At 59.6% G+C, this 15,729-nt stretch carries 13 protein-coding genes; 7 read left to right on the forward strand and 6 right to left on the reverse strand.

Translation table 11 applies throughout. The features are described 5' to 3' along the window. Positions 1 to 30 precede the first annotated feature (30 nt). Complete coding sequence (locus tag KBY02_RS11095) at positions 31 to 705, forward strand: bifunctional 4-hydroxy-2-oxoglutarate aldolase/2-dehydro-3-deoxy-phosphogluconate aldolase (RefSeq protein WP_011266838.1); 675 nt, start codon at positions 31 to 33, stop codon at positions 703 to 705. A gap of 127 nt (positions 706 to 832) precedes the next feature. Here the strand turns inward: KBY02_RS11095 and KBY02_RS11100 are convergent, their stop codons facing one another. Beyond that, positions 833 to 1,072, reverse strand: a complete 240-nt coding sequence (locus KBY02_RS11100) for a DUF3820 family protein (protein WP_003341842.1) — start codon at positions 1,070 to 1,072, stop codon at positions 833 to 835. 218 nt (positions 1,073 to 1,290) lie between these two features. Between KBY02_RS11100 and KBY02_RS11105 the strand changes: the two genes are divergently transcribed. After that, complete coding sequence (locus KBY02_RS11105; RefSeq protein WP_053275571.1) at positions 1,291 to 1,761, forward strand: PA2169 family four-helix-bundle protein; 471 nt, start codon at positions 1,291 to 1,293, stop codon at positions 1,759 to 1,761. Positions 1,762 to 1,830: 69 nt separating this feature from the next. Here the strand turns inward: KBY02_RS11105 and KBY02_RS11110 are convergent, their stop codons facing one another. The 5 genes from KBY02_RS11110 to KBY02_RS11130 form a co-directional block, all read right to left on the reverse strand. Next, positions 1,831 to 3,360, reverse strand: a complete 1,530-nt coding sequence (locus KBY02_RS11110) for a sensor domain-containing diguanylate cyclase (protein ID WP_116828609.1) — start codon at positions 3,358 to 3,360, stop codon at positions 1,831 to 1,833. 206 nt (positions 3,361 to 3,566) lie between these two features. Then, complete coding sequence (locus KBY02_RS11115) at positions 3,567 to 4,931, reverse strand: heavy metal sensor histidine kinase (protein ID WP_011266840.1); 1,365 nt, start codon at positions 4,929 to 4,931, stop codon at positions 3,567 to 3,569. After that, positions 4,921 to 5,598: a heavy metal response regulator transcription factor gene (locus tag KBY02_RS11120; RefSeq protein WP_024651218.1), complete on the reverse strand. Its 678-nt coding sequence runs from the start codon at positions 5,596 to 5,598 to the stop codon at positions 4,921 to 4,923. The genes KBY02_RS11115 and KBY02_RS11120 overlap by 11 nt, the downstream gene beginning before the upstream one ends. Before the next feature lie 10 nt (positions 5,599 to 5,608). Then, positions 5,609 to 8,713 (reverse strand): multidrug efflux RND transporter permease subunit, encoded by a 3,105-nt coding sequence (locus KBY02_RS11125; RefSeq protein WP_103714747.1) that lies wholly within the window; start codon positions 8,711 to 8,713, stop codon positions 5,609 to 5,611. After that, positions 8,710 to 9,876 carry an efflux RND transporter periplasmic adaptor subunit gene (locus KBY02_RS11130; RefSeq protein ID WP_004406632.1) on the reverse strand — a complete coding sequence of 389 codons (1,167 nt, stop codon included), beginning with the start codon at positions 9,874 to 9,876 and terminating at the stop codon, positions 8,710 to 8,712. The genes KBY02_RS11125 and KBY02_RS11130 overlap by 4 nt, the downstream gene beginning before the upstream one ends. 292 nt (positions 9,877 to 10,168) lie before the next feature. Between KBY02_RS11130 and KBY02_RS11135 the strand changes: the two genes are divergently transcribed. The 5 genes from KBY02_RS11135 (at position 10,169) to KBY02_RS11155 (ending at position 15,728) form a co-directional block, all read left to right on the forward strand. Next, positions 10,169 to 10,549, forward strand: coding sequence for a hypothetical protein (locus KBY02_RS11135; protein WP_024639201.1), 381 nt, complete (start codon positions 10,169 to 10,171; stop codon positions 10,547 to 10,549). A 330-nt stretch (positions 10,550 to 10,879) separates the two neighbouring features. Next, positions 10,880 to 11,464: a fimbrial protein gene (locus KBY02_RS11140; RefSeq protein WP_011266843.1), complete on the forward strand. Its 585-nt coding sequence runs from the start codon at positions 10,880 to 10,882 to the stop codon at positions 11,462 to 11,464. 63 nt (positions 11,465 to 11,527) lie between these two features. After that, entirely contained in the window at positions 11,528 to 12,280 is a 753-nt protein-coding gene (locus KBY02_RS11145) for a molecular chaperone (RefSeq protein WP_225650352.1), read from the forward strand. A 203-nt stretch (positions 12,281 to 12,483) separates the two neighbouring features. Then, positions 12,484 to 14,946 (forward strand): fimbria/pilus outer membrane usher protein, encoded by a 2,463-nt coding sequence (locus KBY02_RS11150; protein ID WP_225650425.1) that lies wholly within the window; start codon positions 12,484 to 12,486, stop codon positions 14,944 to 14,946. Then, positions 14,943 to 15,728: a molecular chaperone gene (locus tag KBY02_RS11155; RefSeq protein WP_054091533.1), complete on the forward strand. Its 786-nt coding sequence runs from the start codon at positions 14,943 to 14,945 to the stop codon at positions 15,726 to 15,728. The genes KBY02_RS11150 and KBY02_RS11155 overlap by 4 nt, the downstream gene beginning before the upstream one ends. The last annotated feature ends 1 nt before the right edge of the window (position 15,729 follow it).

The following is a 15,729-nucleotide window of genomic DNA, read 5'->3' on the forward strand; positions in this document are numbered from 1 at the left end:
ATAAGCCCCACAAACAAAGGAACCGTCGCCATGACACAGAACGAAAATAATCAGCCGCTGACCAGCATGGCGAACAAGATTGCCCAGATCGACGAACTCTGCGCCAAGGCGAAGATTCTGCCGGTAATTACCATCGCCCGTGACCAGGACGTACTGCCGCTGGCCGATGCACTGGCCGCTGGCGGCATGACTGCGCTGGAAGTGACCCTGCGCTCGGCGTTCGGCCTGAGCGCCATTCGTATCCTGCGTGAACAGCGCCCCGAGTTGTGTGTGGGCGCGGGGACCATCCTGGACCGCAAGATGCTGGCCGACGCCGAAGCGGCCGGTTCGCAGTTCATCGTGACGCCCGGCAGCACGCAGGAACTCTTGCAGGCGGCGCTCGACAGCCCGCTGCCCTTGCTACCCGGCATCAGCAGTGCCTCGGAAATCATGATCGGCTACGCCATGGGCTATCGCCGTTTCAAGCTGTTTCCGGCCGAGATCAGCGGCGGTGTGGCAGCGATCAAAGCCCTTGGCGGGCCGTTCAACGAGGTGCGTTTCTGCCCCACTGGCGGCGTCAACGAGCAGAACCTCAAGAGCTACATGGCCCTGCCCAACGTCATGTGCGTGGGCGGCACCTGGATGATCGATAACGCCTGGGTCAAGAATGGCGACTGGGGGCGTATCCAGGAAGCGACTGCGCAGGCCATGGCGCTGTTTGACTGATTTTCAGGATTTCGGCGTCAGCCCCTTGCGGCTGATTCCGACAAGGAAGTTGTTGTTGGTTGTATGGCTTTTCGGTGCTCCCTGGTCCGGAGCACCGTTTTTTTCTCCCCGGACCTTCTCTTCGTTTTTACCCCTTGTCCTTGAACGACTGACGTGGACGCGTGCGCAACGGGTCCAATAGCGCGCCAAGGCCGTTGTGATCGATTTCCTGCATCAGCGCCAACAAGCCGCCCAACTCTCCTTTGGGAAAGCCTTCGCGGGCGAACCAGTTCAGGTAATGCCCTGGTAAATCAGCGATCAGCCGGCCCTTGTATTTGCCGAACGGCATTTCCTGTGTCACCAGCAACTTGAGTTTTTCCGGGTTCATTCGCGATAAGCCTGCGTTTCTGTCTCAGCTTGTACGATACGTGCATTCTGCATGCAGGCCAAACCGCCGATCATGCAGAAGTCACGAACGGGCAAATGTGAAAATTTCGTAAGTCATTGATATTAAATAATTATTTTCATTTCAAAAACTGGCACGGTGTCTGCAATTACCTATACATCGAACACTTTCGTATCAACCTGCCATTAGGAAATTATCAAATGACTGATATCAACAAAGAAACGATCTCTATCCTGAATGACCTGATCGAAACCAGCAAAGACGGTGAAGAAGGTTTCCGTACCAGCGCAGAACACGCAAAAAGCGCCCAGGTAAAATCGTTCCTTGCAAACCGTTCTACTGAAGTCGCTGCAGCCGTTCGTGAACTGCAAGCTGAAGTGACCGCACTGGGTGGCAAGCCTGAAGATTCTTCCAGCGTATCTGGCGCACTGCACCGCGCATGGGTCAACCTGAAGTCGATGGTTACTTCGGACGACGACAAGGCCGTTCTGGAAGAAGTTGAAAAAGGCGAAGACGTTGCCAAGAAGGCTTATCGCGAAGCGCTGGAAAAAGCTGTCAAGCACAACGCTCCTGCCAACGTGATTGCTTTGATCGAAAAGCAGCAGGCTGGCGTTCTGGCCAACCACGACAAGGTAAAAGCGCTGCGTGACGCAGCCCGCGCCGCATCGTAATTCGATGCCTCAGCGGTAACCGAAAAACGCCAGCCAGTCTGGCGTTTTTTTATGCCCGAAGGCAGCCGGTCAAACCTGGTCTGTCACCTTTCTGGCAACCGAACTGCGGTACTCGACCCGGTTACGCCCATTGTCCTTGGCCTGATAAAGCGCCTTGTCGGCTACCCCGAAAAATGCCTCCAGTTTGTCGCCCTGGCGAACGACCTCCGAAGCGACCCCGATGCTCACGGTGATGGGATGCTCGGCATTCCTGAACAGCGGCAGTGACTCTGCGGCCTTGCGAATTTTTTCCGCGATCAGCATGGCGCCCGGCAAATCTGTTTCCGGCAGCACCACCACGAACTCTTCGCCGCCATAGCGCGCCACCCGGTCGCCCGGACGGCGGATGCAGTATGAGATGGTCTGCGCAATCAGACGCAGCGCCTCGTCCCCGCCCTGATGGCCGTGACGCTCATTGAATGCCTTGAAATGGTCTACGTCGATCATCAGCAATGACAGCGGCTTGCCAGAGCGTTGCGCTCGCGCCCATTCGATCTCCATGGCTTCGTCAAGCTGACGGCGGTTATCGAGCCCGGTCAGACCATCGGTCGCGGCCAGGCTGGCCAGTGCATCTTCGGCACGGTGACGTCTTCGCAGCTCGCGACACAGCAGCCAGGTCAGCCACAGAATGCCCAGACACAAAACGCTGGTGGCCGAGCCGACCAGCCAGGCATTGCGCCGCCAGACGGCATACACCTCATCCTCGGACTGCCCGATGACGACGATCAGCGGCAGGTTGCCGACTCGGGAGAAGGTATACAGCCGACGAGCGTTCAACTGCGTCGACATCGCCGCAAAGCTGCCATCGCCTTCCTGAAGGATGCGCTGAAAGTTGGGGCTGTGGCTGTAATCCTTGCCGATCAGATCCTGGCCTTCCATTTCCGGGTAGCGAACGATCAGAATGCCCGAGGTATTGATCAGGTTGATGCTGCTTTCACTGCCCAGGTTCTGGCTCATGAACAGGTGCTTGAAATACACCAGGCGCATCGCCGCACTCACGATGCCCATGAACTCACCGTTGGGTCCTGATATACGACGGCTGAAACTGATGCACCAGTCCTTGTAGCCCCAGCGCGTCTTGTACGGCGCGCTGACATGTAGCGTCAAAGAGCGGTCGGTTGCATGGTCCTTGAAATAGGCGCGGTCAGAAAAGTTGTCCTGTCGAGGAATGACAGATAAAGAATCAGCCAATATCTCGCCGCGGTTATCGAGCAATACCAGATCGCCCTTGTAAGAGGCGGCAGTGGCGCGATCAAACAGTACAAGTTGGCGCAGTTCAGGCGACAGTTGCTGAAGGTCCGGACGCTGCCACGCACTGATCATACCCTGCAGGGAAGAGTCGTAAAGTTCTGCGTTACGCATGACGTCGGCATCAATCAAACGCACGATATTGGATGCTGCACGTGCTGCTGTCTGTGCTGCGTCGTCGCGCTCCCGGGCCAGTAGAGACGCCACGATCGCCAGAATGGCGAGCATTGAAACCGAGCTGCCGAAAATCAATATCAGCTCCGGACGGGTCCATCTGAGCCGGGCTTGCCGAGAAAACGCAAACACCATCATCGGTTGTTCTACCTGCAGACGAATGATTCTTGATAATCGGTTAATAAAATTATCAGTTATTTGGGGAACTTAATGACGCGTGTATAACACGCTCCTTATAGCCTCATATGAAGGGAATGTGAATAAAGCAAGTGTATTTAAAATGCTGCGAACAGGCGCACATTGAGGGCCGTGAAAACGGTCAGTGCAGTCAGTATTTTCAGGTGTCAGCGGGGCAGCTGGATGCCGAAAGTATTGGCGCCCTTGTCGCTGTTCACGAACACGGTGCCGCCATGCATCAAGGCAATCGCCTTGACGATGGCCAGCCCCAGGCCGTGATTGGCGCCGCTGTTGCTGCGTGAGGCATCCACCCGATAAAAGCGCTCGAACAGTCTGGGTAAATGTTCCTGAGCGATGTGTACGCCCGGATTGGTCACGCTGACAGTGACATGGGCATCGCGCGATTCGATGTTGACTTCAATGACCTCGCCAGCGCCGGTGTGCTGGACGGCGTTATGCAACAGGTTGATCAGCGCTCGGCGCAAGTGGGATTTTTCAATCGGCGCGCTGGCGTCGCCGTTGACACGGACTTGCACGTGCGCGTCTTCCAGAATGAAGTCCAGGTAATCCAGCGTTGTAGCGACTTCTTCAGCCAGTGAGGTGCAGGTCTGTGCCTTGACCCTGGTGCCCTGATCGGCGCTGGCCAGAAACAGCATGTCGTTGATGATCGAGCGCAGGCGCTCCAGCTCTTCGAGATTCGACTGCAGCACCTCGAAATAATGTTCGGCAGAGCGGCCGCGGGTCAGCGCTACCTGGGTCTGACCGATCAGATTGGTCAGCGGCGAACGAAGCTCGTGTGCCACATCGGCATTGAACGACTCCAGCCTCGAGTAGGCTTGCTCGACGCGTTCAAGCGTGGAGTTGAATGAGGCGACGAATTGCTCGAGTTCCGGCGGCAGCGGCGACAGCTGCAAGCGTCCGGACAGCCGTGGCGGGGCGAGCTTCTGGACTTCCTGCGAGAGGCTGGTCAGCGGTCGCAGGCCAATTCGCGCGACCCAGTAGCCCAGCGCCGACGCGAGCAGAATGCCCAGCGTGGCCAGGCTGATCAGGGCGACCAGCAGCGAGTGTTGCGTGTGCCAGAACGTCTCGGTGTCGATGGCGGTCAGAAAGCGCAGTGCCGGACGCTGTTCCTTGGCGGGAAACTCGCTGACCAGCACTTTGAACGAAAACGGATGATCTGCCAGTCTCAGGTCGTGCATGCCCAGCGGCCCGTGCGCAAAACGACGAATGTCCGCACCGGGATTGCCGAACTCGTAGAGCGGATTGTCACTCACCACCCAGAAGCGCAGGCGCTTGTCCTCTTCGCTGAGCAAACTGAGCTTGTTCTTGATCTTGCCCCAGTGCTCCGGGTTGCCGAAACGATTGACCGCCGATTCCAGCACGCTGTAGCGCGCATCCACTTCCGCGCGGGGCAGCAGGTCGAGGCTCTTGTCGACCTGCAGGTACAAGGCCCAGCCGATCAGCAGGAACACCACCAGTGCCACCAGCGCGAACATCCCGCTCAGGCGTAAAGCAATCGAATCAACCCGCACTGCGGTTCTCCAGCACGTAGCCCATGCCGCGAATGGTGTGCAGCAGCTTGTGCTCGTGAGGGCCATCGAGCTTGGCCCGCAAGCGCTTGATCGCGACTTCGACCACATTGGTATCGCTGTCGAAGTTGATGTCCCAGACCATCTCGGCGATGGATGTCTTGGAGAGAATGTCGCCCTGACGTCGGGCCAGCACGCTGAGCAGCGAAAACTCCTTGGCGGTCAGGTCCAGGCGCAGGCCGGCACGGGTCGCCTTGCGACTGATCAGGTCTATCCACAGGTCGGCGATGGTGATCTGTACCGGTTCATGGCCACCGCTGCGCCGGGTCAGGGCCTGCAGACGGGCGACCAGTTCCAGAAAGGAAAACGGTTTGCCCAGGTAATCATCCGCGCCTTCGCGCAGGCCGCGAATGCGGTCGTCGATCTGCTCGCGTGCGGTCAGCATGATCACGGGTGTCTGTTTGCGCGCGCGCAACGCACGCAACACACCAAAACCATCCAGGCCCGGGAGCATCACATCGAGAATGACGATCGCATGGTCATTCTCCAGCGCCAGGTGCAGGCCTTCGATCCCGTCGCGCGCCACGTCCACGGCATAGCCCTGTTCGGTCAGGCCCCGACGCAGGTAGTCGGCGGTTTTCTCTTCGTCTTCGATAATCAGCACGCGCATCGGGTGACTCTCACTTGTGCAGGGCCAGCGCCGGTGCGTCGGGCGCCGGGTGACGTCGATGAAACAGCCGCTCCAGTTGCAGATAAATGACCGGCGTGGTGAACAACGTGAGCATCTGGCTCACCAGCAGGCCGCCGACCACGGCAATGCCCAGCGGCTGACGCAATTCGGAACCGACGCCGAAACCGAGCATCAGCGGCAGCGCGCCGAGCAGCGCGGCGAGGGTGGTCATGATAATCGGTCGGAAGCGGGTGATGCAGGCCTCATAAATGGCTTCCTGGGGCGTGAGGCCCTGCTCGCGCTGGGCCTGCAGGGCAAAGTCCACCAGCAGAATACCGTTCTTTTTGACGATACCGATCAGCAACACCACGCCGATCAGGGCCATGATCGAGAAGTCCTGGCCCATCATCCACAGCAGCAACAGTGCGCCGATACCTGCCGAGGGCAGGGTGGAGATGATGGTCAGCGGGTGCACGAAGCTTTCATAGAGCACCCCCAGAATGATATACACCGCCACCAGCGCCGCTAGGATCAGCCACGGCTGGTTGGCCAGCGAGCTCTGGAACGCCTGTGCCGCACCCTGGAAGCTGCCGATGATCGAGGCGGGCATGCCGATCTCGTTCTTGGCCTGATCGAGCATGCGCACGGCATCGCCCAAGGCGACCCCGGGTGCCAGGTTGAACGACAGGTTCGCCGCCGGAAACATCCCGTCATGGCTGATCGATAACGGTCCCATGCGCGGCGCACTGACTTTGGCCAGCGCCGACAGCGGCACCATTTCGCTGGTCAGCGGTGAGCGCAGGTAGAAGTACGCCAGGCTTTCAGCCTTGCCGCGCTGCTGGGCGTCCAGTTCAAGGATCACCTTGTACTGGTTGACTTCCGTCTGATACTCGCTGATCTGCCGCTGGCCGAACGCGTCGTACAGTGCCTGGTCGACATCGGCCGTGGTCAGGCCGAATCGCGCGGCAGCGCTGCGGTCGATGTCGATGTGCGTGACGCTGCCGCCCAGTTGCAAGTCGTTGGACATGTCGCGAAACGCCGGGTTGCTGCGCAGCTTTTCAGTCAGCCGTTGCGTCCAGGTGTTGAGCAGTTCGCCGTCGTTGCTCTTGAGCACGTACTGGTACTGACTGCGGCTCGGGCCGGAGCTGAGGTTGATGTCCTGCCCGGCGCGCAGGTACAGAACGATGCCCGGGACCTTGGCCAGTTTGGGGCGCAGGCGGTCGATGAACTCACTGACCGACACATCGCGTTCGGCGCGTGGCTTGAGCGAGATCCAGAAGCGGCCGTTGGCGATGGTCTGGTTGCTGCCTGAAACACCGACCGAATGCGAGAACGCCAGCACCGCAGGGTCCGCGCCGACGATCTTTGCCAGTTCCAGGTGTTTTTCCACCATGTCCGGGTAGGAGATGTCGGCAGCTGCCTCGGTGGTCCCGAGTGCAAAAGCGGTGTCCTGGACCGGAAAGAAGCCTTTGGGGATGAGGATGTAACCGACCACTGCCAGCGCCAGGGTCAGGCCGAACACGCCAAGCATCAGCCGCTGATGGGCCAGGGCCTTGCGCAAGCCACGCTCGTAGGAGGCGAGCAGGCGTTCACCGAACCCCGGTTTCTGATGCGGGTGATGGGTGGGCGCGCGCATGAACAAGGCGGCCAGGGTCGGCGCGAGGGTCAGGGAGACGACCACCGAAATAAGGATGGTCGCGGTTGCGGTCAGTGCGAACTCCTTGAACAGTCGCCCGACCACGCCGCCCATGAACAACAGCGGAATGAACGCCGCCACCAGTGAGAAACTGATCGACACTACGGTAAAGCCGATTTCCCCTGAGCCCTTTATCGCGGCCTCGCGCATGCCCTGACCGGCTTCGAGATGACGGTGGATGTTCTCGACCACCACGATGGCGTCGTCCACCACGAAACCGACCGCGACCACGATGGCCACCAGTGTCAGGTTGTTCAGGCTGAAGCCGAACAGGTACATCATCGCAAAGCTGGCAATCAGCGAGACCCCGAGTACCGCACTGACGATCAGGGTGGCTGACAGTTGGCGCAGGAACAGCGCCATGACCGCAACCACCAGCAGCACCGCGATCATCAGGGTCATTTCCACTTCATGCAGCGAGGCACGGATGGTACGGGTGCGGTCGTTGAGTACCGAGACATCGACGCTGGCCGGGAGCATTTCCTGCAAGCGTGGCAGTTCACCCTGGATACGGTCCACGGTGTCGACAATGTTGGCACCCGGCTGGCGGAAGATGGCGATGTTGACGCCTTGCTGATCGCCGGACCAGGCCTTGACGTAGGCGTTTTCCGAGCCCGCGACAACCCGTGCCACATCCTTGAGCTGGACGGGTGCGCCGTTCTTGTAGGAAACAATCAGTTGCGCGTAGTCCTGCGGCTTGAACAACTGGTCGTTGGAAGACAGGGTCGAAATACTGTCCTTGCCGTACAGCGCACCCTTGGCCAGGTTAAGGCTGGTCTGCTGCACCGCCAGGCGAATATCGGCCAGGGTCAGCCCTAGCGCAGCCAGTTTCTCGGGAGCGGCCTGAACACGAATCGCCGGACGTTGCTGACCGGTGATGAAGACCTGGCCCACGCCTTCGATCTGGCTGAGCTGGCGCGCCAGAATGGTTTCGGTGACGTCGCTCAGTTCTGTGCCGGGGATCAGGCTGGAACTCACGCTGAGGATCAGCACCGGGCTGTCGGCCGGGTTGACCTTGCGCCAGGTCGGCAGACTGGGCAGGTCGGCAGGCAGGCGTCCGGCTGCGGTATTGATGGCGGCCTGGACTTCCTGGGCCGCAGTGTCGATGCTTTTGTTGAGCGTGAATTGCAGCGTCAGGTTGGTGGAGCCCAGTGCGCTGCTGGAGGTCATCTGGGTCATGCCCGGTATCGCACTGAACTGCACTTCCAGTGGCGTGGCAACCGAAGACGCCATGGTTTCGGGGCTGGCGCCGGGGAGCTGCGCGGTGACCTGGATGGTCGGGAATTCCGCTTCCGGCAACGGCGCGATCGGCAGCCGTGGAAAGGCAATGACCCCCAGCAGTACCAGTGCGAAGGTCAGCAACAAGGTGGCCACCGGGTGGTCGATGCACCACGCCGATACCGAGCCCCGGCCGTTCATCGTGCGGGCTCCACTTGCGCGCTCGCGACATCCGCAGCAGGCGCGGTGATCACTTCGACCGTTGCGCCGGGGCGTAGCCGCGACTGGCCGTCGCTGACCAGTACATCGCCAGCACGCGGCCCGCTGATCAATGTCTGTTCGCTGTCCTGATAGAGCACTTTGACGGGTACGACTTCTACCTTGTTATCGGCAGTGAGCCGATAGACGAAGTGCAGGTCAACGCCGCGCTGCACCACTTGTGGCGGCACTTTCAGCGAGTTGAGTTCGATACCGGTCTGGATCTTCACGGTCACCAGTTGCCCCGGCCAGAGTTGCTCGCCGGGGTTTTTGAATTGCGCCTTGGCGCGGATCGTACCGGTGCTTGCCGACACCTGATTGTCGATCAATGAAAGCGTGCCTTCACCCAGCAGCAGGCCGTTGGCCGCGCCGTCGCCCTGATACGCCTTGACGGTCGCAGCGTTACGTTCGGCAATCAGCCCCTGCAGGGTCGGCAACATTTGCTGTGGCAGGGAAAACTCCACGGCAATCGGGTCGATCTGGGTCACTGAAAACAGCCCTGCAGCATCGCTGACGCGCAGGAAGTTGCCTTCATCGACGTTGCGAATACCGACCCGTCCCGTCACCGGCGAGCGAATCTGGGTGTAGGACAGCTGCACCTGTGAGGCGTTGATGCTCGCTTCGTTGCCTTTCGCCGTGGCTTCGAGTTGCCTGACCATTGCCTGCTGTTGGTCGAATGTCTGCCGCGAGATGCCATTGTCCTGGGTGAGCTGGCGATAGCGCTTGAGGTCCAGTTGCGCGACGTCCAGCTGCGCCTTGCTTTGCGCCAACTGGGCACGCGCCTGCTCCAGCGCGGCCCGGATAGAGCGGTCATCCAGCGTTGCCAGCAGGTCCCCGGCCTTGACCTGCTGACCTTCCTTGACCAACACACGCGTCAGCACCCCATCCACCTGGGGGCGGATCACCACGCTTTGCAGCGACAGCACCGATCCGATCCCTGTGACGAAACGCGGTACGTCTTCAAGGCTGACCGTGATCACTTTGACGGGCACAGCGGCAGCGGCATTTTTGGGGAGTGCGGCCGGGCGTGTCAGTTTCCAGCCGGCAATCGCCGCACAGGCGATCACCAGGACGACGGCGGTGACGGTCAGGGTCTTTCTGCGCATATGAAGAAAACGCCAAATGTCGGTACGGGAGAGATGTTTTTTACAGCTTCCTTATAGCCTGCAAACCCGGTCAACAGAATGACTTTCAGCTGTCAGGTTTGTCAGAAAGCCTCCAGCGGGTGTGGCGTGCAGTCAAGAAAAGTCGGAATCGGACGATATCTATGTTGAAGAGATAGTTGTCCAGATGTTTATAAAGTCCTAGGAGTTTTCCTACATTTTCCTAAGTAGGTTTCTGGCAGGTCATTCTCTCATCAACTTAAATTATCGTATGAGTCTATGAATGGAGTACGCCATGAGCAGTCAGAAATCGAACGGAAAAGTGATGGTGAAGTTACGGTCCCTTGATAAACGTTTGTGGGTCGCAATCCTGTCGACGTTGCTGCTGGCTGCTCCCGCTTCGTCATGGGCAAAGGACGGTGCAATTACGTTGCGTGGCAGTATTGTCAACAGCAGTTGCATGATTTCCAGTACAGAGATGACGGCGCCCGGTGTTCATTCGCGAACGCTGGAAGTTGCACCCGGGGTCACTATTCATGTGAGCACCGAACGCAATGTCTGTGGTGAGCAGGCAATGCCCTTCGTGACGCAGTATCAGGTGCTGCCTGCCGCCGTGTTAATCGACGGAGAAGCCCTGCAGGCAAGTGCTGCAGTGGTCACGTTGAGCTATCAGTAACTACCGGTCTGTCGTGTTTTCTCGTCCGGACTGTCACGCTTTCAAGTGGCAGTCCAGTGCCTGTAAAGTTTGAACGATACATAACCTCGGCCACAGTGAAGGCGTCGGCAGTCTGTGCCTGAGTAAGGGCACGCTTCTGTATTGAAAAGGGTTTTTATCAGTGTGCAAGGCACCACTTATAATTATTCCTACAGACCTGTCCTGCGTGTTGTGTTGTGTTGTCTGCGGGGTGAAAGTTATCGAGCTGACAGCACTGAAATAGACCTGGCTCTATAGTGCTCACCGTCCGATAGCGGGCACACACGAAATAACACAAGGAAGGTCGTTAGCATGAAAAAGCTTTCTCTTACATTGGCAGTTCTGGGCGTAATGGGCGCTGGCATGGCAGGTACCGCCAGTGCTGCGAACAACGGCACAATGGTCTTCAACGGAACACTGACCAATATCTCCTGCGATGTGGGGCCGGGCACGGGTGTCAGTACGGGGACCAACCCTGGCGAAATCAATATCGACCTGGGCAACGTGTCCTTCTCCGATATCGGTGTATCGAGCGAAAGCCGATTCGAAACGGCTTCCCCCATCCAGTTGCTGGTCAACTGCAGTGCGGGTGCCGACCAATACAACATGGTGAAGATGCGCCTTATTGCCCGTAACGGCAGTGGCCTGGACAACAACGACGCGAAACTCCTGCGCACCACCGGTGCGGCAGATGGCGTCGGTATCGGCCTGCTCAATGCCTCCAGCGTGTTGATGGATCTGAGCGGTGACGAAACCGTCGACACCACACTCATCAAGGATGGCGCCAGCGGTGCCACCGCTGAAATCAATTTTGGCGCGGTGTATGTGCTCAACGGCACGCCCACCAATCCGGGTAATGCCGACGGCTTTCTGCCGTTCGTGATGGATTACGAGTAATCGTGTCGGACAGGGCGGGCCGTGCTCGCTCTGTCCTCTACCGAATTCAAGGCGAACGCCAGCATGTTTTCCGATTTTTTTCGCTACACGATGTTTGTTGTGTGGTTGTTCTGCGCATCCACCGTTCAGGCGGGCATCGTATTGAATACAACGCGAGTCATTTACCAGGGCAACGACAAAGAGGTCAGTCTGGGGGTGCACAACAGTGGCGGGGGGGAGATTCTCCTGCAGTCCTGGCTTGAATCTCCGACGACGGCGGCCAGCAATAACGAAGGCCTGCAGAACCTGCCGTTTATTGTCACACCCGCGCTTGCGCGTATGGCCGGTGGTGGCAGGCAACTATTGCGGATCATTCATTCCGGTACCGACATGCCCACCGATCGTGAGTCGGTGTTATGGCTCAATGTTCAGGAAATACCCCAGAGCGCAGCAGAAAACACGCTGCAGATCGCGGTACGTCAACGCATAAAAGTCTTCTTCCGGCCTGATGGTTTGCAGGGTGATCCACAGCAGGCGCCGGAAAAACTGAACTGGCAACGGGTCGATGACACCGGTGTGCAGGTCGAAAATCCCGGCCCCTACCATGTCTCCATGCTCCGGATTTCCATAAGTCAACATGACACTGAACTTGCCCTTCTGGACAGTCAGATGCTGGCGCCACATCAGCGTCTGCGTATTCCGTTACAGCACACACCGGCAAGTGCGCCGTTGGTTCTGAGTTTCGTCAGTCTCAATGACTACGGCGGACAAGTGCCTTATCAGGCAACCCTTGGCAACAAACAACCGGTTAACGCCGGCAAGGCGTCGCCCCGATAAGCTGGCGCATCCACTGTCAGCGTTCACTATTCAAACCGTCGGGCCTCAGTGACAAGACAGCCCGGCAGACCTGCGTCTGTGTAAAAGGATTGCACGGCGCGCGCGACAGCCGAAGTAGAGTGAAGACCGCTATGGAATGGCGCAAAGAAGTTAATAAGGGAGTTATTGCCCAGTGCGCGCTCCCTCACCCCCGACGCGGTGCGCTGGGTATCGGTTTCGGATTGACGTTGATGTGTGCGGTCAGCGCGTCGGCCGCCTCGTCGGGTGGCGACGGGGCAGCCAGATTCAATACGGCGTTTATCCAGGGAAGCGATCAGCCGGCTGACCTTCAGGAGTTTCTGCGCTCCAATAGCGTACTGCCCGGTACTTACCGGGTTGATATCTACGTCAATCGCAAACTGAGCGGCAGGCGCGACATCCGCTTTTTGAAAAATCCGCTGTCAGGCCTGATCGAGCCCTGCCTGTCGCTCGAGATGCTACAGAGCTTTGGTCTGGACTTGAGTCGTCTACCGTCAGGTGAGGTATCTGCCCAAGCCTGTTTCGACCTGCCTGCGCGTGTCGAATTTGCTCGCGTCGACTATCAGCCCGGTGCGTTGCGACTGACAATCAGCGTGCCGCAAGCGGTGATGTCACGCGGTGCTCGCGGTTATGTGTCGCCGGAGCTTTGGGATCAGGGCGAGACCGCAGGCTTTATCAACTACAACTTCAATGGCAGCCGGCGGCGTAACAAGGGCCTGGAAACGGAGCAGTACTACGTGGGGCTGCGAAACGGGCTGAACGTCGGCGCCTGGCGTTTGCGCAACGAGTCCTCTCTGGTCGGCGGCAGTGACAGGCCCTGGCGTTATCGCAGCAATCGTACCTTCGCGCAGCGTGACATCACCACCCTGAAAAGCCAGCTCACGCTGGGCGAGACGTTCACCGATTCGCAGGTATTCGACAGTGTCCGCTTCAGGGGCGCGGCGCTGGCCTCTGACGATGGCATGCTGTCTGACAGCGAGCGGGCCTATGCCCCGGTCATCCGCGGGATTGCCGAAACCAATGCGACCGTGGAAGTTCGCCAGAACGGCTTTCTGCTCTACAGCGGCGGTGTGTCGCCCGGGCCGTTCGAGATTGCCGATATCTATCCCAGTGGCTCCAATGGCGACTTGTCGGTGTCTGTCATCGAAGCCGACGGGCGTGTAAGAACCTTCACTCAGGCCTACGCGTCGCTGCCGATCATGGTTCCCGCAGGCTCGTTGCGCTACAGCCTGGCCGGCGGGCAGGTCGACAACAACGACGATCAGCAGGCCTCTCCGGCATTTGTCAGTGCGGCCCTGATCTACGGTCTTTCCGAACGGATTACCGGGTTTGCCGGGGTGCAACTGGCCGAGGATTACCAGGCCGCGAACATAGGCACCGGGATCAACACCGGGCTGGGCGCGGTGTCGATGGACCTTACCCGCTCGGTCAGCAAGGTGGCTCAGCGGGCGCGCAGTGGCCAGAGCCTGCGCGTGCGTTATGCCAATACGCTGGATGTCACCGACACCACGTTGGCAGTGGCCGGTTATCGATATTCGACCGAGCAATACCGGACCCTGAACCAGCACGTCAGCGACAGCGGCGCGCTGCGGCAATTGCGGGCCTCTGGGCTGGCGCGGGATCGGCTGGAACTCAGCATCACTCAGATAGTGCCTGGCCAGTCGGCGTCGCTGAGCCTGACGGCGTCCGAGCAGCGCTACTGGAACCTGTCCGGCAAGACCCGGCAGCTTTACCTGTCCTATAACGCGGCCTGGTATTCGCTCAATTACAGCCTGTCCATCGAACGCAACGAGGATTTCGGGCGAAGCGGTGACGCGAGCACCGACAATCGTGTTGCCCTGAGCGTGACCCTGCCGCTCGGCTCCAGCCCCGGCTCGTCGCGATTGTCTTTCAACGCGGTGCGCGACAGCCGCGGCGAGTACAACGCGCAGGCCGGGCTCAACGGTCAGGTACCGGGCGACCGCGACACGTTCTATTCGGTACAGGCTGGACGTGACAGCAGCTCCGGCAGTTTCGGCGCAGGCAAGGTCAGCACCAGCACGGCGTTCGGCCGTTTCGAGGCCGGTTATAGCCAGGGCCAGGACTACGATGCATTCAGCCTGTCCGCCGCAGGTTCGCTGGTGGCGCATGCCGGTGGCGTGAACCTGGGGCAGACCTTGGGAGAAACCTTTGCTCTGGTTCAGGTGCCCGACGTCGGTGGCGCCCGCTTGAAGTCGTTCAGTAACGTCGAGACCGCCGGCAACGGCTATGCGGTTCTGCCCTATGCGCAGGCCTACCGCACCAACTGGGTCAGCCTGGATACCCGGCAACTGGGCGCTGATGTCGATCTGGAAAACGCTATTACCCAGATCGTGCCGCGCAGGGGCGCGATACCGGTGGTGCGCTTCAAGGCCAATGTGGGCCGCCGGGTCCAGTTCGAACTGGTGCGCGTCGATGGCAGCAAAGTGCCGCTGGGTGCCAGTGTCGAAGATGAGCAGGGCAGGGCGCTGGCAGTGGTCGATCCCGGCAGTCAGGCGCTGGTGCTCAGCGAGCAGGATGCCGGCAGCCTGTGGGTGCGCTGGTCAGATCAACGTTGCCAGGCGACATTCTCGTTACCGCCCAGAGACCCGTCGCGAGCCTACGAGCGGATCAGGGTGGTATGCCGATGAGCGCTTTCGCTGGCTCATGCAAGGCGCTGTTGACGGCTGTGCTGTTGACGAGCGGCCTGGCGGCGCACGGGGCTGTTTCGCTGAGCGGAACGCGGCTGATTTTCGACGGGCAGTATCGCGAGGTCACGCTCGAGGTGCGCAATCGCGGCAAGTCCGAGGCACTTTTACAGGCTTGGCTCAGTGACGCAGCGGATGACGACGACGCCCCGGGTGAGCTTCGCAAGGCGCTGCCATTCGTGGTCACGCCACCGCTTTCACGCTTGGCGGTGGGCGGCAGGCAGGCCTTGCGCGTGCTCTATCAGGGCACAGGCATGCCGCAGAAACACGAGTCGCTGCTGCACCTGTATGTGCTTGAGATACCCCGACGCCAGGACGGTGCGGGGCAGTTGAACATCGCCGTGCGCCAACGCATCAACGTGTTCTACCGGCCCCCCGGCCTTGACGGTGATCCGGCCGACACTCCCGCGCGGCTGCTGTGGACACTGACTCATGACCCGTCTCACGCCTTGTTGCTGACGGTCAGTAACCCGACGCCCTATCACGCTGCCCTGCAAGCGCTGCGTATCGACGGGGTGCAGCTTGGCGATCATCTGTTGCTGGCGCCGGGCGCACAGGTCGCGATGGTTGTGCCGGCGAGTGTCGAGCGCTCTGCCACACATCGTTTTTCCTACCAGGCGCTGACCGACTACGGCGGCCGACGGACCCATTGCGCACAGCTCACCGGGCAGGCGGCCACTACCGCCAGGCTGCCGAAAAACAATTCCATTCAGGACGAATGCTGAT

This window comes from Pseudomonas sp. P129 (assembly GCF_020312195.1).
Classification (GTDB): Bacteria; Pseudomonadota; Gammaproteobacteria; order Pseudomonadales; family Pseudomonadaceae; genus Aquipseudomonas; species Aquipseudomonas fragariae.